Below are 16223 nucleotides of genomic sequence, written 5' to 3' on the forward strand. Positions count from 1 at the left end.
TCCTACTTATTAAAATTTCATCCTGATAATTTTAAAATTATTGGGATGGATGTTTTTTTGGATAATTTAAAATTTAACCGTATATAATAAATGTGATTTTATTACTTCAAATTTATAAATTCAATTAATGAATAAAATTAAGAAAGATTTTAAAAATAAAAATTGATATTACAGGGTTTATTAGAATTTTAAGAATTCCAAGATGGAATCTTGAAATTCTTACACTAAAAAATTAAAGTGCTTTTTTTGCGGCCTCTGCAATTTTTGCAAAAGCAGCAGTATCATTCATAGCTAAATCTGCTAGAATTTTTCTATCAAGTTCAATACCTGCTTTTTTAAGACCATTGATAAATCTTGAATAACTTAAATCATTAAGCCTACAAGCAGCATTGATACGCACAATCCAAAGACGGCGAAAGTCTCTTTTTTTGCGGCGTCTATCACGATAAGCATAGACTAGACTTCTTTCTAATTGTTCTTTCGCTTTTCTAAAATGTTTACGGCGTCCACTATAAAAACCACGTGCTAATTTTAAAACTTTTTTGTGTCTGCGGCGTCTAACAACACCTGTTTTTACTCTTGCCATTTTTATTTCCTTTCATAAAGTGGCGTCCAAATTTGGAGCTTACCCTTGAAATTTTATCTCAGAGGGGAGTTTGAATGACTTTTAGTCAAAAACTTAAATTCCTAGCATTTTTTCAACAGCTTTTACATTTGTGTTATGCACATATTTAGCTGTGCGAAGATCACGCATTCTTTTTGCAGGTTTTTTAGTCAAAATATGACTTCTAAAAGCTGAGCCTCTTTTGATTTTATTTTTACCTACTTTGAAGCGTTTAACTGCGCTTTTAACGCTTTTCATCTTTGGCATACGCTTTCCTTATTTAGATAAATTTTTATTTTTCAAATTAAAAGAAAAGCTAAATACTATCAAATGTTTTCTAATTTTTGACTGAATTTAATTTTTAAAAAACTTGGCACACCTTTTGCTTATAAAAAATCAGCAATATTTTGGAAAGATTTAAAATGACTATAAATTCGGCAAATCCGTATCAAAATTTAACTTTATCTAATCCTTTACAGAATAGCTCTGCTCTAAATTTGATTAAAGATAGCAAAGCTTTAGAACAAGAAGGAAATGAAAATAGCTTAGAACAATTAAGTTATATTTTTAATAATACCACTTATGCTAGTGAATTTGGATTTAGAATCAATGAAGAAGGTTTTTTCGATAAAGATTTAAATAAAATTGCCAATATACCAGAATCTTATGATATTAACATTAAAAGCGTTAGAAGTATAGCAAAAGAACTCACGAAACAAGATGAAATTTTAAATTATAATAAAATTGATCTACCTTATCTTTTAAATAGCTATCATAGTTCATTAAAATCTATAAATTCAGAATTTTTACAAGATGATAATGCTTATTTAAATCGCGATTTTATTTCAAAACTATCATCAGGTTTTTCAACAGATAATGGAGAATTTTTGGGCCAAATTTCAAGAATTTACAACAATCAAGAAGAAATTGATTTAGCATTAAGCAATATCACAAATTTAAATACCTTAATGTTAGATAACAAAATAACTAATTTTCATTTTAATAAAGCCATAGAGAATACTTCTTCTAATGAAATTTTAAAACCTTATTTAACTAAAAACGCAGAAGTATCAAAATCTGGTCTTTTAATGAATTTTATATACCATGATATAAAAACCCAAAATGAAAAAGAATTTAACTTTTTTATGAAACCTATCACTCTAGAACTGAGCTCTCATCAAAATTTACAAAAAATTCTTAAAGGCGAGATGGATATAGAAGATTACATCAAAAAAGAAAATGAAAAAAAGATGAGTTTTGATCTTTATCTTTATGTTAATGGTATAGATAAAAAAACAAGTACTCAAGACAAACTATCTGTATTTTTTCAACAATATATTAACTACCAAAAAGATATGGATTTAAGAGAATTTGCAAATTCAAGCTCAATATTTCAAATTTATATCGATCAAAATCGCAATGATTTTGATACTCTTAAAAAACAATATCAAAACCAAGGTCAAGACACGCAAAGATTAGAAGAAGTAAATCAACTACGCTCTAATTCTATAGAAAATTTTCTAGATCGTCGCCAAAAACAAGCAAATATAAATAAAATTCTAAACTCTTATATGTCTGTGATGATTTAAAATAATTTTTATAAAAAATATATAAATTATAAATATTTCAATAATAATAATTTTTATATGAGTAATTAATAAAATTTTAAGTATAATAACATTATAATTCGCCCCCGAAAAAATATAAATATAAAAGCACTCAAAACCATGATTTATAATGAAAAAATTATTTCAATGAATAATGATCTTTTAGATCATCAACATAAAGAACTTTTTGAAATTTCTAAAAAACTCTCTTTAATGAGCCAACGTCATGTTGAAACAAAAGAATTAAAAATTGTCTTAAGAGAGTTGTTGATAATAATCAATAGACATTTTTCAGATGAAGAAGCCTTTATGAGAGAAATAGAATATCCTTATATCAACCATCATACAAGAATTCACAGAAAAATTATCTTAGAAATTGAAGAAATTATCATCAGTGAAGCTAAATTTGTAAATATAATGATTGAAAAGCTAGATCTCGTTGTTCAAGATTTTATCTTTAAACATACAGTCAAAGAAGATTCAAAAATAGTAAAGTATTACGAAGAAAAATTTAAGAAATAGTATTTCTCATTTTTACTATATGAAATTCACAAAATATTTCACTTTAAAATTTTACTTTAACATTTTATTTTTGTTATAATTTTTAACCTAATTTTTATAAATTTTTGTTATTATCCGTTTTCGAATAAAGATAAAAAATATCCTAATTAAAGTTAAGGATAAATTAAGGATTTTAAAGTGAAAGTATATTTAGATAACAATGCAACGACGATGCTTGATCCTAATGCTTATGAGTTGATGCTACCTTTTTTAAAGGATATGTATGGAAATCCAAATAGCCTTCATCAATATGGAAGCACAACACATCCTGCTTTAAGAGAAGCTTTGGACAAACTTTATGCAGGGCTTGGAGCAAATGACTTAGATGATATAGTTGTAACCTCCTGTGCAACAGAAAGCATTAACTGGGTGCTTAAGGGTGTGTATTTTGATCATATTTTAGATAAGGAACGCAATGAAGTGATTATTTCTAGCGTAGAACACCCTGCTGTTACTGCTGCTGCTTATTTTTTAAAAAGTCTTGGAGTAAAAGTCATAGAACTCCCTGTAAATGAAGAAGGGGTTTCTACTGTAGAAGATTTACGTAAAGTGATTAGCGATAAAACAGCACTTGTAAGTGTTATGTGGGCAAATAATGAAACAGGTATGATTTTTGATATTAAAGCGATGGCGGAACTTGCACATGAATTTGGCGCTCTTTTTCATACAGATGCTACTCAAGCAGTAGGTAAAATAAAGGTTAATTTAACTCAAGTAGGAGTTGATTTTGCTTCATTTTCGGCACATAAATTTCATGGACCAAAGGGTGTGGGTGGACTTTTTATAAAAAAAGGACTTAAACTTACTCCACTTTTACACGGTGGAGAACACATGGGTGGTCGTAGAAGTGGGACTTTAAATGTGCCTTACATAGTGGCTATGGGCGAGGCTTTGCGTATTGCAAATACTATGCTTGATTTTGAAGATTCTCATATACGCCGTTTAAGAGATAAACTAGAAGATCAAATTTTAGCCTTGCCTGATACAACAGTTGTTGGAAAAAGGGAACACCGTGTGCCTAATACAATCTTAGCAAGTATTAAAGGTGTTGAAGGCGAAGCAATGCTTTGGGATTTAAATAAAAATGGTATAGCAGCAAGTACGGGCTCAGCCTGTGCAAGTGAAGCTTTAGAAAGCAATCCTATTATGGAAGCTATCGGTGCGGAGCATGATTTAGCGCATACAGCTTTAAGACTTTCTTTGTCACGTTTTAACACTGAAGAAGAAATTGATTATGCAGCAAAACAAATTAAAAATGCAACACAGAGATTAAGAGCAATTTCTTGTACTTATGCTTATAATCCAAATAATTACAAATAAGGATGAAAAATGGGAAAAAATAGTTTAATTGGTGGATCCATTTGGGATGAGTATTCACAAAAAGTTCAAGATAGAATGAATAATCCTCAACATATGGGAGAATTTAGCGAAGAAGATGCTAAAGCACGCAATGCAAAATTGATCGTAGCTGATTTTGGTGCAGAAAGTTGCGGCGATGCAGTAAGACTTTTTTGGCTTGTAGATGAAAAAACTGATAAAATTATCGATGCAAAATTTAAAAGTTTTGGTTGTGGTACAGCTATAGCAAGTAGCGATACTATGGTAGATCTTTGCATAGGAAAAACTGTAGATGAAGCAGTAAAAATCACAAATTTAGATGTGGAATTTGCTATGCGTGATAATCCAGAAACTCCAGCTGTTCCACCTCAAAAAATGCACTGTTCGGTTATGGCTTATGATGTAATCAAACAAGCAGCAGCTCATTATAAAGGTATAAGTCCTGAAGATTTTGAAGATCAAATTATAGTTTGTGAGTGCGCTAGAGTAAGTCTTGGAACTATTAAAGAAGTGATTAAACTTAATGATTTGCATAGTGTAGAAGAAATCACACAATATACTAAAGCAGGTGCTTTTTGCAAATCCTGTATCAAGCCAGGCGGACATGAAAAAAGAGATTATTACCTTGTAGATATTTTAGCTGAAACCAGAGCCGAGATGGATAGAGAAAAACTCAAAAATACAATGAAAAGTGATGTGGCTTTTGATGAAATGACCGTAGTAGGACAATTAAAAGCAGTTGAAAGTGTTTTAGATGCTGAAATTCGCCCTATGCTTCATAATGATGGTGGAGATTTGGAAGTGATTGATATACAAAAGGCTGAAGGTGCAGCAATTGATGTTTATATTCGTTATCTTGGTGCTTGTAGTGGTTGTTCTAGTGGAAGTGGTGCGACACTTTATGCTATTGAAACGATTTTACAAGAAGAATTAAGTCCAAATATACGCGTTATGCCGGTTTAAAAAATAGCAAGATAAAATCTTGCTATTTTATAGCTTTTGCTTGCAAATCAAGAGGTGGTAAATTTTCTATATAAATACTGCGACTTGGGAAAGCAAAAGTTAAACCATTTTTTTCGATTATACGCATAAACTCAAGCATTAAGCTTTGTCTAGCTTCCCTAAAATCTTTTGCGCCTATTTTTTTGGTATAAAAATAAAGCTCTATATTAATACTACTATCTGCAAATTCGCTTAAAGCCACATAACAAGCATTTTTATAGCCTTCTAAATCGTTAATAGATACAAGATTTTGACGATATTTTGTCGTATGATCACCATATTTTAATGCACTATCCTCATCGTGAGCTACCAAATCACTTGTATCCAAAAATTCTTTCAAATCTTTTACACATTGATCTAATTTTTCAGGAGTAGCATCATAACCAACACCCAAATACATTCTAACATGGCGACCCATGCGTCTTTTACTCCAATTTTTGATATTAGCCCCCATAATAGTTGAATTTGGTAAAAATACGAGACAATTATCAAAAGTTCTAATAGTAGTTTTTCTAAGTCCTATTTCAACTACTGTTCCTTCTATACCTGAAACCTCTACCCAATCTCCTTGATTAAAACTATTATCAAAAAGTAAAAGTATAGAAGCAAAGAAATTTGCAATTATATCTTTCGCTGCTAAAGCAACAGCTAAACCACCAATTCCCAAAGATGCAATAATAGCTGAAATATTAAAACCAAGCTGAGCAAGGATATATAATAAAGCTATGATAATAATAACAAAATATAAAATTTTAATAATTAAATTTACAACTTCTTTTTTTCCGCTTTTTTGAGCAAGCTTAGAAACTAGTACCATTCCATAACCATCAAGCATTTTTAAAATAAGCCATGCAATCAAAACCGCATAAATTATGTGGAAAAAATTACTCAAATTAATACTTAAAGGTGCAGGATAAGTTGCTATAGTAAGACAAATCGAAATAGCATAAACAATCAGAAAAAAACTCACTGGTTTTTTAATATTCTCAATAAAAATAACTTTAATATCATCTACATCATTTTTATTTCTATAAAAAAGCCGAACAAGGAAAAAATATACTATATTTGCAAAAAAACGTCTTAAAGATATAAAAAAAACTAAAACCAAAGCAGAAATTACTATTTTTCCGATATTAACAAAACTTACCCCAATTGCCTCGTTTATACGATCTATCCAAACTTGAAGCTCAAGTAGTGAAAAAATATAATTACTTTCAAGCAAATCTGCATTTGATCGTAAATACTTAAGAATTTCAGAATAAGAATCTAGAGCGTTAGCAATATATCTTTCTTTTAGGGTAATTTTTTCCAATTCTTCTGGATTTGTAATTTTGCTTTTAAAACTATCTAAATTTACACTAGAAGAATTTTGTAAATTTTCCATTGCCTTATCAACAGTAGCAATTAAATCTTCACTACTTGCTGTATTTTTAAAAAGTTTTTCCACTTCAAACAAAGAAGAATAAAAACTTTCCACAATGTTAAAATAAACTAGATTAAGAGTGGCATCTGTATAAATGTAAGGCTTATTAATATTCTTTTTTTGAACATCTAGTAATTTTTCTTTTGCTTTTAAAAATCTAGCCACTGCCTCTTCATTAATCTTTTGTCCTACTATCATATCGGGTATTTTTGCTAAAATAGTCTTTTTGTCTTTTTCAAATTCACTTAAAATACCATTAAAAGTGCTTGAATTTTCATCATTGTTTTTCTTAAATTCTTTAATTTGATTGTTAAGATCAACATATTTTTCAACTAAAGCATAAATTCCTTCATCTTCTTTACTAATATTCGCATCAATAAATTTAAATTCTTGTGCTCCAAGGTATAAAATAAAAAAACATAAACTAAAAATAATTTTCTTCATTGAACTTTCCTATCTTGTATTAAAGTAAAAATTTTTGCTTTAAAATCATACTCATAAATTTCACCTGTCTCTATAATATAATACCAAGCATGTACTTCTATTTTTCCTTCATCTAAAGCTTCTTGCACGCCTGGATAAGTAAGTATATTTTGCAAAGAATTTACTAAATTTAATTTTTCTGTAAGCCATGAACGCATAGCCAAATCGTCTCTTGCAAAAATCATCACATCTTTTTTTATCGGATCTAACATAGTAAGCCATTTTTTCACGTTAGGAATTTTATTTAACTCTTCATCAGAATAATAAAGAGCATTGCAACCTCCACAATTACTATGGCCACAAACGACGATATTTTTAATATGCAATGAATTTAAAGCATACTCTATTGCTGAAGTTGTCGCCAAGTAATCTTCTCCAACGCGATAAGGTGGAACTATATTTGCAATATTTCGTATTACAAAAAGCTCACCTGGACCTGTATTAGTGATCAAATTTGGAATTACTCTAGAATCAGAACAACCTATAAAAAGAGTATGGGGATTTTGCTTATTTTTTAGACTTTCAAAAAGTTCTTCATGCTCCTTAAAGTCTTCTTGCATAAACTTAATCGCACCGCTAATAAGATTTTCCATAAAACCAACCTAAAACTAAAATCTTGAAATTATAACAAAATTTCAGAAAAGATTTCATTTAAGCATCAAGATATTATATAAATTAACTTTTTATTTAGTCTAATATGTTAGATTTCGCTCAAGATTTTAAAAAATCTAACAATTTTGCAAGGAGAATTTTATGAGTCTTTATGATAGAGACTACTCAAGATCAAAAGAATTTGAAAATACACGCTCAAGCGAATTAAGTATTTTTATTAAACAAACTTATCAACTTTTTGCTGCTTCATTATTAGCTGCAACAGTAGGTGCATATGTAGGAATTTTTGCTTTAGCATCATTTTTTATACAATCACAAGTAACTTTTTGGATCCTTTTTGCTGTTGAAATCGGACTTTTATTTGCTTTGCAATGGAAAAAAAGAGAGGCTCCATTAAATCTTGTTTTACTTTTTGGTTTTACTTTCTGCTCAGGTTTAACGCTTACACCTTTACTTATTTCAGTTTTAGCTCTACCAGCTGGAGGAATTATCATCGCTCAAGCTTTTGCTTTAACAACGGTTGCTTTTGCAGGACTTAGTGTATTTGCTATGAATACAAAAAAAGATTTTACTGTTATGGGCAAAGCTTTATTTATAGTATTAATCGTTATTGTAGCAGCATCTTTACTAAACCTTTTCTTCCAAAGCAGTATAGTTAATCTAGCTATTTCAGCAGTAGCTGCAATATTATTTTCATTTTACATTCTTTATGATACGCAAAATATTATCCGCGGAAATTATGAAACTCCAATCGAAGGTGCAGTAGCACTTTATCTTGATTTTGTTAATCTTTTCGTATCTTTACTTAATATCTTAAGAAGCTTCAATAGCAGATAAGTTTTTGTGGGATTTTTCTCACAAAAACTTATCAAGTTTCAAAACTTTTCAAGTTTTATTTAGCTAAAATAATCATTTAAAAATTAACTTTTAGGAATTTTCAATGATCACTCTTTTAATCATTTTACAATTTATCATCGTTGTAGTTATTTGTATAGCAGTTTTACTTCAAAAAAGTTCAAGTATAGGACTTGGAGCTTATAGTGGAAGCAATGAAAGTTTATTTGGCGCCAAAGGACCGGCTGGATTTTTAGCAAAATTTACCTTTATTATGGGAATTTTACTTATTGCAAATACTATTGGTCTTGGTTATTTATACAATAAAACTAGCAAGGACTCTCTAGCAGAGAAAATTAAAGTAGAAAACAACACTACTATTCCAAGTGCTCCTATTGCACCTGCTACCCCAAATACAAATTCTATCGCTCCAAGTGCACCACAACTTCCAAGCGATGTTAATTCAAGTAAATAATTAAAGGAAATGATAATGCTAAGTGAAATTTTTAACAAACAAAAAACCCAAAGTGAAAAATCTTTAGAAGCCTTAAAAAAAGACTTCACCACTTTAAGAACTGGAAAAGTTAATACCCATATTTTAGATCACATTACAGTGGATTATTATGGAACTCAAACTCCTTTAAATCAAGTAGCAACTGTTTTAGCAAGTGATGCTTCAACTATTAGCATCACTCCTTGGGAAAAACCTTTACTAAAAACCATAGAAAGCGCTATTGCAGCTGCAAATATCGGTGTCAATCCAAACAATGATGGCGAAAGTGTAAAATTATTTTTTCCTCCGATGACTAGAGAGCAAAGAGAAGAAAATGTAAAACAAGCTAAAGCTATGGGTGAAAAGGCAAAAGTTTCTATAAGAAATATACGCAAAGATGCCAACGATGCAGTTAAAAAACTAGAAAAAGATAAGGCAATAAGCGAGGATGAAGCAAAAAAAGCTTATGATGAAGTGCAAAAACTTACTGACGCCTACACAACAAAAATTGATGAGAGTGTAAAAAGCAAAGAAAGTGAACTTTTAAAGGTTTAACGATGAATTTAGAGCAAATTTATAAAGATTGTGGTGCTTATTTAGAAGGACATTTTTTACTAAGTTCAGGTAAACATTCACAGTTTTATCTTCAAAGTGCAAAAGTTTTAGAGGATCCAAAATTAGCAGCAAAACTTTGTGATGAACTTGCAAAGATTATTGCAAGCTATAAGATAGAATTTGATAGCATTTGCTCTCCTGCTTTAGGTGGAATTTTAGCAGGTTATGAGCTTGCAAGAGCTTGTAGTAAACGTTTTATCTTCACTGAAAGAGTAAATAAAGAAATGACTCTAAGACGTGGTTTTGAAGTAAAAAAGGGTGAAAAATTTATAATTTGTGAAGATATCATTACTACAGGTGGTAGTGCTTTAGAGAGTGCAAAAATCATTAAAAGTTTAGGTGGCATTGTTGTAGGTTTTGCAGCATTAGCAAATCGTGGTTTTTGTGCGGTAGAAAATCTAAAATCTCCAAGAAAAGATAATGCGAAATTACCTGAAAATTTACCACTCTTTACTCTAGGAAATTTTGAATTTGAAATTTATGATGAAACAAATTGTCCGCTTTGTAAAAAAGGGAGCAAAGCCATAAAACCAGGAAGTCGTGGAAATTAAATGAAAACTAAAGCAAAAATTAGCTCTAGATGGCTAAGATTTAGAGCTTTGCTTATAGATATTTTTCTTATTTATGTTCCTATTTTATATTTATTTTATTTTATATTAGGCTCTAAAGAAGCTTTTTTAAACAACCATTTTATCACAACTTTATGTACTTTTTTATTTGGTTTGATTCAAGCTATTTTTTTAACAAAAAAGGCACAAAGCCCAGGTCTTAAAGCATATGATTTATATCTTATTGATATAAAAACGGGAAAGAAACTAAGTTTTCTTAGAATTTTACTAAGATATGTGATATTTATTATAAGTTTTGGCTTACTCTTTGGTTTATTTGTCAGTTTTGTAAGAAAAGATCGTTTAAATTTACACGATATTTTAACTCAAAGTTGTATAGCCACCAAAGCATAAAGAAAGGTTAAAAAATGCAAAGAAAAAGAATTTACAATCCAAACTCAAACGAAACCCTAGGAGATCGTAAAGTTTTTGATGGTAACCCACATGGAATTTTAAATTTCACTAAGGCAAAATATACTTGGGCTTTAAAACTTTGGGATTTAATGGAGGCAAATACTTGGTTTCCAAAAGAAGTGGATACAACTAAAGATGCGCTTGATTATCGCTGTAATTTAACTGCAGGTGAAAAAAGAATGTATGATTTGGTTTGGAGTCAGCTTATTTCTATGGATAGTTTTCAAACTAATAATTTAGCAGATAATATCAATCCTTACATCACAGCTCCTGAAATCAATGCGGTTTTAGCACGCCAAGCTTATGAAGAGGCAAACCATTCAAAATCTTACGCTGTTATGGTAGAAGCGATTTGCGATAATACAGATTTGATTTATGAAATGGAAAAGCATGATGAAACTTTGCGTGAAAAAAATGACTTTATTTCAAGCATTTATGAAGAATTAGCAGGCGATGTAGATGATAATAAACTTCTTTTGGCTATGGTGGCAAATCAAATTTTAGAAGGAGTATATTTTTATAGTGGCTTTACTGCTATTTACGCACTTGCACGTGCAGGAAAAATGCTAGGTTCAGCACAAATGATCCGCTTTATCCAAAGAGATGAAATCACACATCTTTTATTATTTCAAAATATGATCAATTCAGTACGCAAAGAAAGACCTGATTTGTTCCATGATGAAAATATCAATAAAATTTATGATATGTTTAAAAAAGCTGGAGATCTTGAGATTAAATGGGGTAAATACATCACTCAAAATCAAATCATGGGCTTTACTGATGATATCATAGAAGAATATATCCATTATCTTGTAGATCAAAGATTAAGCGCAATCAATTTAGACAAGTTATACAATGCAAAACATCCTATTAAATGGGTAGATGATTTTTCAAAATTTAACGATCAAAAGAGCAATTTCTTTGAAAGTAAAGTAACGAATTATTCTAAGGGTAGCATAAGCTTTGATGACTTCTAAAACTTCTTTAGCCTTGCTTTGTGATTTTTATGAATTTACAATGTCTCAAGGCTATTTCAAAAACAATAAAAAAGATCAAATTTGTTATTTTGATATATTTTTTAGAAAAATTCCAGATTCAGGATCTTTTGCTATTTTTGCAGGTCTTGAAGATATTTTAGACTTTGTTGAAAATTTGAGTTTTGATGCAGAAGATATAGAATTTTTAAGAAAACAAGGTATTTTTGATACAGAATTTTTAGATTTTTTAGCTAACTTTAAATTTAAAGGTGAAATTTATGCTATGCGTGAAGGAGAAGTGATTTTTCCAAACGAACCTTTGCTATGTATTAAAGCTACAACCATAGAAGCACAGCTTTTAGAAACTTTTTTACTTTTAAGTTTAAACCACCAAAGTCTTATTGCTACCAAAACCAATCGTATCGTGCGTGCAGCTAAAGACAGTAAAATTTTAGAATTTGGCTCACGCAGAGCGCAAGGAAGTGAAGCAGCCTTAAAAGGGGCAAGAGCAGCTTTTATAGGAGGTTGCATAGGAAGTGCTTGTACTTTAGCAGGAAAAATTTATAATATCCCTATTAATGGAACTATGGCACATTCTTGGGTGCAAATGTTTGAAAATGAACTTGAAGCTTTTAAAGCTTATGTAAAAATTTATCCAAAAAATCCTGTTTTTTTGATCGATACTTATGATTGTCTAAATAGCGGACTTAAAAATGCGATTAAAGTTTTTAAAGAATTTGGCATCCAAGAAGGCGGTGTGAGAATAGATTCTGGAAATTTACTTGAGTTAAGTTTGAAAATCAGACAAGAACTTGATCAAGCAGGACTTCAAAAATGCAAAATCATAGCTTCTAACGCCCTTGATGAATGGAGCATTAAAAAACTCAAAGAACAAAACGCACCTATTGATATCTTTGGTGTAGGCGAAAGATTGATCACTGCTTCAAGCGATCCTATTTTTAGTTGCGTTTATAAACTCGCAGCCTTAGAAGATCAAGGCATAAAACCTAAAATCAAAATCAGCGAAAATAACGAAAAATCAACCCTACCTCATTTTAAAAAGCTTTTTAGGGTTTATGATAAAAACACGCAAAAAATCCTTTTTGATGAGCTTTATGTTTTTGATGAAAACCCAAATCAAGATGAAAATTTAGAACGCAAAGAACTTTTAGAATTAGTCTACAAAGAAAAAAGACTTCTTAAAAAGTCATCTTTAAATACTATTCAAGATTATACAAAAGAGCAAATCTCAAAACTCGATGAGAGTTTTTTAGATCTTGATCGTTTTGTGAAATTTGAAGTAAAACTCTCACCTAAACTTCAAAATATCACTGAAGATCTTTTAAAAACTCGTTTTTAAAATCCACATAATTTAAAGCGGATTGTTTTAGAAAGCTTATTTCTTCATCGTTTAATTCACGCACAAATTTTGCAGGATTTCCAAGTATCAAAGAGCGTGGCGGAAATTTTTTACCCTTTGTTACAACGCTTCCAGCACCCACTATGCTATCTTCTTCTATCAAAGCATTATCCATGACAACAGCATTCATTCCGATTAAAACACGATTTTTTATCACACAAGCATGGATAACGCAATTATGTCCTATGGTTACATCATCTCCTATTATTGTAGGAAAACCAGCATCTTTTAACTTTCCTTTTTCATCAAATTCCCTATGCCAAACATGCACCGTGCTAAGATCTTGAATATTGGTTCTTTTGCCAATTTTTATAAAATTAACATCGGCTCTTAAAACACAATTAAACCAAATGCTACTTTCATCTCCTATTTCTATTTCTCCTATGATTTTAGCCCCCTCTGCAACAAAAACATTTTGACCTAGTTTGGGACTATGATTTTTAAATTTTATAAGCATTTTTTTCCTTTTTATTTAAGTATAGCTAAGTTTAACTCTATTTCAACTTTTTTAGTTACAATTTTTATTTAAATTTGTAGGAGAAGTAATGAACGCATTTGAACAAAAAAGATGTCAAAATATGACTGAAGAAATCGCACAAAAAGTTTTTATCAATGAAGAACTTTTTAATGCTTTTTGTCAAATTCCGCGTGAAATTTTTTCTCCTTTAAAAGCCCATGCTTATCGCCTTGATGCTTTGCCTTTGGCAAATTCTCAATGGATTAGTTCGCCTTTAACTGTAGCTAAAATGACTATGGCTTTAGATTTTAAAAATGCTGATAGTATTTTAGAGATAGGTTGTGGAAGCGGCTATCAAGCTGCGATTTTAAGCAAAGTCATAAGGCGTGTTTTTACCATAGAGCGCATAGAAAATTTAGCCAAAAAAGCCGCTCAAACTTTCAGAGAATTAGAACTTTTTAATATCAATGTAAAATTTGATGATGGACAAAATGGCTGGAAAAATTATGCTCCTTATGATAGAATTTTATTTTCTGCTTATGCGACACAAATTCCTGAAATTTTACTCGATCAATTAAGCGATGGCGGGATTTTAGTCGCTCCTATTTTACACAATGGCAAACAATTCATCACACGCCTTAGAAAAAATGGCACAAATTTACAAAAAGAAATTTTAGAAGAATGTTTATTTGTGCCTATAGTAGATGGAAAAGAATAAACTTTTTTTACAAAATTTATTAAAAACTCTTTAGAGCCTTTCTTAACTTTTCACTCATTTCATCAATATGTTCTTTTTGCAAAATCAAAGGAGGTAAAAATCTCAAATCATTTTCCCCGCAACTTATCAGTAAAAGTGCATTTTCTTGGCATTTTTGAATGACCTTGGATACTTTTACACTTTTATCAAGGCTCAGCCCTTGCATAAACCCTAAGCCTTTGCGTTTTTTACAAAAATCAAATTCTTTTATCAACTCATCTAAACTTTGCTCTAAATAAGGCGTGAGTTTATTGACATTTTCTAAAATTTTTTCTTCTTTAAAAATTTCAAAAACCGCATTCACTCCTGCACAAACCAAAGGATTTCCCCCATAAGTGCTTCCATGATCACCCGCTTCTAAAGAATTGCTTGCTACTTTTTGATTTATTACAAAAGCACCCACACTAAGCCCACAACCTAAGGCCTTAGCTGAAGTCATGATATCAGGCAAAATTTGTGCGTGCTCATAGGCAAAAAATTTTCCACTTCTACCCATGCCACATTGAATTTCATCAGCGATTAATAATATATCTTTTTCATCGCAAAGCTTTCTTAAGGCTTTGTAAAAATCTTTATTTGCAGGATTTATCCCACCTTCTCCTTGCACGCTTTCTAAGATAATAGCACAAGTTTTTTCATTTACTCGTTTTTCAACGCTTGAAATATCATTATATTTTGCAAATTTAACCCCTGAAATTAAAGGTTTAAAAGGCTTTTGATATTTTTCATTAGCAGTAAGCGATAAAGCTCCTAAAGTACGCCCATGAAAAGAATGCTTAAAAGCAATAAATTGTCCACTTTTAATACCTTTGTTAGAGGCATATTTTCTAGCTGTTTTCATTGCTCCTTCTATGCTTTCTGTACCAGAATTTGTAAAAAAAACACGCTCTAAAGCACTAGCTTTAGCTAAATTTTTAGCCGCAGTGGCTATGTTTTCATTATAATATAAATTGCTAGTATGCAAAAGCTTATCCACTTGAGCTTTGATTTTAGCATTAAATTTAGCATGATTATATCCTAAAGCACAAACGCCTATACCACTTGAAAAATCAAGATATTTTTTAGCCTTATCATCAAAAAGATAAACCCCCTGCCCTTTTTCTAAAACTATATCAAAACGCTTATAAGTAGGGATAATATGACTTTGTTCTTTATAATCCATTTTCATTCTTTAACCCACCAAAGTGCCTATACCTTCATCAGTAAAAAACTCAAGCAACAAAGAATGCTTCACGCGCCCATCTAAAATATGCACCTTTTTAACTCCATTTTCACAAGCATCAATGCAAGATTTTAATTTTACATGCATGCCACCTTCTATTTTAGGAGCTAAAATTTTAGCTTGTTCAAGACTGATTTTAGAAATCAAAGAATTTTTATCATTAAAATCCTCATAAAGCCCTGCAGTATCGGTTAAAAAAGCAAGTTTTTCAGCCCTTAAAGCCTTAGCAATCGCACAAGCTGCGTCATCAGCGTTGATATTATAAGTATTAAAATCCTCATCCATGCCAATAGGAGCAATGATAGGTAAAAAATCTTTTTCTAAAAGCTCTTCTAAAATTTTCGAATTTACCTTTTGTATCGTGCCAACAAAAGCTAAATTTACATCTTTTTTCACACATTCTAAAAGTGCGCCATCTTTACCACAAAGCCCTATGGCGTTAACTCCTAAATTTTGCAAACTATGGACTAAATTTTTATTGATATGATTTAAAACCATGCTTGCTACTTCAGTAGTGGCTTTATCACTAACTCTAAGGCCGTTTCTAAACTCACTCTTTACGCCTAATTTTTCACACATAGCAGAAATATCTTTTCCTCCACCATGTACAATGATAGGCTTTAAACCCACGAGTTTTAAAAGAGCTATATCTTGCATCACACAATGCTTTAGCTCTTCATCTTCCATAGCTGATCCACCGTATTTTATAAGTATAATCTTAGAATTAAATTTGCGTATATAAGGTAAAGCTTCGATTAAGACATTGGCTTTTTCTAAATATTTTTGCATGATCATT

The 16223-nt window shown here is 30.5% G+C and carries 19 protein-coding genes; 12 read left to right on the forward strand and 7 right to left on the reverse strand.

Going from position 1 to position 16223, the window contains the following annotated elements; translation table 11 throughout:
* Positions 1-232: 232 nt before the first annotated feature.
* Both rplT and rpmI read right to left on the reverse strand, forming a co-directional pair.
* Entirely contained in the window at positions 233-586 is a 354-nt protein-coding gene (gene rplT / locus AJ887_RS00300) for a 50S ribosomal protein L20 (RefSeq protein ID WP_070239800.1), read from the reverse strand.
* A 93-nt stretch (positions 587-679) separates the two neighbouring features.
* Positions 680-871, reverse strand: coding sequence for a 50S ribosomal protein L35 (gene rpmI / locus AJ887_RS00305; RefSeq protein WP_070233469.1), 192 nt, complete (start codon positions 869-871; stop codon positions 680-682).
* 155 nt (positions 872-1026) lie between these two features.
* On the opposite strand from rpmI, the gene AJ887_RS00310 reads away from it, so the two are divergent.
* From AJ887_RS00310 to AJ887_RS00325, 4 genes are all read left to right on the forward strand, one after another.
* The gene (locus AJ887_RS00310; RefSeq protein ID WP_070239798.1) at positions 1027-2193 is read left to right on the forward strand and encodes a hypothetical protein; all 1167 of its coding nucleotides are present in this window, start codon (positions 1027-1029) and stop codon (positions 2191-2193) included.
* Between the two features lie 138 nt (positions 2194-2331).
* Entirely contained in the window at positions 2332-2733 is a 402-nt protein-coding gene (locus AJ887_RS00315) for a hemerythrin domain-containing protein (RefSeq protein ID WP_070239796.1), read from the forward strand.
* Between the two features lie 177 nt (positions 2734-2910).
* The gene (locus AJ887_RS00320) at positions 2911-4092 is read left to right on the forward strand and encodes a NifS family cysteine desulfurase (protein ID WP_002870653.1); all 1182 of its coding nucleotides are present in this window, start codon (positions 2911-2913) and stop codon (positions 4090-4092) included.
* A gap of 9 nt (positions 4093-4101) precedes the next feature.
* Positions 4102-5073, forward strand: a complete 972-nt coding sequence (locus AJ887_RS00325) for an iron-sulfur cluster assembly scaffold protein NifU (RefSeq protein ID WP_002861028.1) — start codon at positions 4102-4104, stop codon at positions 5071-5073.
* Between the two features lie 22 nt (positions 5074-5095).
* Here the strand turns inward: AJ887_RS00325 and AJ887_RS00330 are convergent, their stop codons facing one another.
* On the reverse strand, positions 5096-6979 hold the full coding sequence (locus tag AJ887_RS00330; RefSeq protein WP_070239794.1) for a mechanosensitive ion channel family protein: 1884 nt from the start codon (positions 6977-6979) through the stop codon (positions 5096-5098).
* A complete protein-coding gene (locus AJ887_RS00335; protein ID WP_002851887.1) occupies positions 6976-7611 on the reverse strand; it encodes a carbonic anhydrase in 636 nt (211 codons plus the stop codon). Before AJ887_RS00335 ends, AJ887_RS00330 begins: the two co-directional genes overlap by 4 nt.
* A 160-nt stretch (positions 7612-7771) precedes the next feature.
* Here AJ887_RS00335 and AJ887_RS00340 point away from each other — a divergent pair, with 160 nt between their 5' ends.
* The 7 genes from AJ887_RS00340 to AJ887_RS00370 all read left to right on the forward strand — a co-directional run bounded on the left by AJ887_RS00340 (position 7772) and on the right by AJ887_RS00370 (position 12931).
* Positions 7772-8467, forward strand: a complete 696-nt coding sequence (locus tag AJ887_RS00340) for a Bax inhibitor-1/YccA family protein (RefSeq protein WP_002851668.1) — start codon at positions 7772-7774, stop codon at positions 8465-8467.
* 103 nt (positions 8468-8570) lie between these two features.
* On the forward strand, positions 8571-8939 hold the full coding sequence (gene secG / locus AJ887_RS00345) for a preprotein translocase subunit SecG (protein WP_070239792.1): 369 nt from the start codon (positions 8571-8573) through the stop codon (positions 8937-8939).
* A 9-nt stretch (positions 8940-8948) separates the two neighbouring features.
* Positions 8949-9512: a ribosome recycling factor gene (frr, locus tag AJ887_RS00350; RefSeq protein WP_074470019.1), complete on the forward strand. Its 564-nt coding sequence runs from the start codon at positions 8949-8951 to the stop codon at positions 9510-9512.
* A 2-nt stretch (positions 9513-9514) separates the two neighbouring features.
* Positions 9515-10123 (forward strand): orotate phosphoribosyltransferase, encoded by a 609-nt coding sequence (pyrE, locus tag AJ887_RS00355; protein ID WP_052859083.1) that lies wholly within the window; start codon positions 9515-9517, stop codon positions 10121-10123.
* Positions 10124-10534: an RDD family protein gene (locus AJ887_RS00360; protein WP_002870659.1), complete on the forward strand. Its 411-nt coding sequence runs from the start codon at positions 10124-10126 to the stop codon at positions 10532-10534.
* A gap of 14 nt (positions 10535-10548) precedes the next feature.
* Positions 10549-11571: a ribonucleotide-diphosphate reductase subunit beta gene (locus AJ887_RS00365; protein ID WP_070239791.1), complete on the forward strand. Its 1023-nt coding sequence runs from the start codon at positions 10549-10551 to the stop codon at positions 11569-11571.
* Complete coding sequence (locus AJ887_RS00370) at positions 11558-12931, forward strand: nicotinate phosphoribosyltransferase (RefSeq protein WP_079860411.1); 1374 nt, start codon at positions 11558-11560, stop codon at positions 12929-12931. The genes AJ887_RS00365 and AJ887_RS00370 overlap by 14 nt, the downstream gene beginning before the upstream one ends.
* Here AJ887_RS00370 and AJ887_RS00375 read toward each other — a convergent pair.
* Positions 12900-13448, reverse strand: coding sequence for a gamma carbonic anhydrase family protein (locus tag AJ887_RS00375; RefSeq protein ID WP_002861022.1), 549 nt, complete (start codon positions 13446-13448; stop codon positions 12900-12902). The two genes, AJ887_RS00370 and AJ887_RS00375, sit on opposite strands and share 32 nt — an antisense overlap.
* 88 nt (positions 13449-13536) lie before the next feature.
* Between AJ887_RS00375 and AJ887_RS00380 the strand changes: the two genes are divergently transcribed.
* Positions 13537-14166, forward strand: a complete 630-nt coding sequence (locus tag AJ887_RS00380; protein WP_070283967.1) for a protein-L-isoaspartate(D-aspartate) O-methyltransferase — start codon at positions 13537-13539, stop codon at positions 14164-14166.
* A gap of 19 nt (positions 14167-14185) precedes the next feature.
* On the opposite strand, the gene AJ887_RS00385 is transcribed toward AJ887_RS00380, so the two are convergent.
* Together AJ887_RS00385 and argB are read right to left on the reverse strand one after the other, a co-directional pair.
* Positions 14186-15373, reverse strand: coding sequence for an aspartate aminotransferase family protein (locus AJ887_RS00385; protein WP_083262098.1), 1188 nt, complete (start codon positions 15371-15373; stop codon positions 14186-14188).
* Positions 15374-15376: 3 nt separating this feature from the next.
* Entirely contained in the window at positions 15377-16222 is an 846-nt protein-coding gene (gene argB, locus AJ887_RS00390) for an acetylglutamate kinase (protein ID WP_083262099.1), read from the reverse strand.
* Between the last annotated feature and the right edge of the window lies 1 nt (position 16223).

It is taken from the genome of Campylobacter sp. BCW_6466 (assembly GCF_001762835.1).
In the GTDB taxonomy this organism is placed as follows: Bacteria; Campylobacterota; Campylobacteria; order Campylobacterales; family Campylobacteraceae; genus Campylobacter_D; species Campylobacter_D jejuni.

Coding starts and splice junctions, on each gene's coding strand:
- AJ887_RS00340 (WP_002851668.1), top strand. CDS start 7,772: ATGAGTCTTTATGATAGAGACTACTCAAGATCAAAAGAATTTGAAAAT.
- AJ887_RS00385 (WP_083262098.1), bottom strand. CDS start 15,373: ATGAAAATGGATTATAAAGAACAAAGTCATATTATCCCTACTTATAAG.
- secG (WP_070239792.1), top strand. CDS start 8,571: ATGATCACTCTTTTAATCATTTTACAATTTATCATCGTTGTAGTTATT.
- rplT (WP_070239800.1), bottom strand. CDS start 586: ATGGCAAGAGTAAAAACAGGTGTTGTTAGACGCCGCAGACACAAAAAA.
- AJ887_RS00365 (WP_070239791.1), top strand. CDS start 10,549: ATGCAAAGAAAAAGAATTTACAATCCAAACTCAAACGAAACCCTAGGA.
- AJ887_RS00325 (WP_002861028.1), top strand. CDS start 4,102: ATGGGAAAAAATAGTTTAATTGGTGGATCCATTTGGGATGAGTATTCA.
- AJ887_RS00335 (WP_002851887.1), bottom strand. CDS start 7,611: ATGGAAAATCTTATTAGCGGTGCGATTAAGTTTATGCAAGAAGACTTT.
- pyrE (WP_052859083.1), top strand. CDS start 9,515: ATGAATTTAGAGCAAATTTATAAAGATTGTGGTGCTTATTTAGAAGGA.
- rpmI (WP_070233469.1), bottom strand. CDS start 871: ATGCCAAAGATGAAAAGCGTTAAAAGCGCAGTTAAACGCTTCAAAGTA.
- frr (WP_074470019.1), top strand. CDS start 8,949: ATGATAATGCTAAGTGAAATTTTTAACAAACAAAAAACCCAAAGTGAA.
- AJ887_RS00310 (WP_070239798.1), top strand. CDS start 1,027: ATGACTATAAATTCGGCAAATCCGTATCAAAATTTAACTTTATCTAAT.
- AJ887_RS00360 (WP_002870659.1), top strand. CDS start 10,124: ATGAAAACTAAAGCAAAAATTAGCTCTAGATGGCTAAGATTTAGAGCT.
- AJ887_RS00380 (WP_070283967.1), top strand. CDS start 13,537: ATGAACGCATTTGAACAAAAAAGATGTCAAAATATGACTGAAGAAATC.
- AJ887_RS00315 (WP_070239796.1), top strand. CDS start 2,332: ATGATTTATAATGAAAAAATTATTTCAATGAATAATGATCTTTTAGAT.
- AJ887_RS00330 (WP_070239794.1), bottom strand. CDS start 6,979: ATGAAGAAAATTATTTTTAGTTTATGTTTTTTTATTTTATACCTTGGA.
- argB (WP_083262099.1), bottom strand. CDS start 16,222: ATGATCATGCAAAAATATTTAGAAAAAGCCAATGTCTTAATCGAAGCT.
- AJ887_RS00375 (WP_002861022.1), bottom strand. CDS start 13,448: ATGCTTATAAAATTTAAAAATCATAGTCCCAAACTAGGTCAAAATGTT.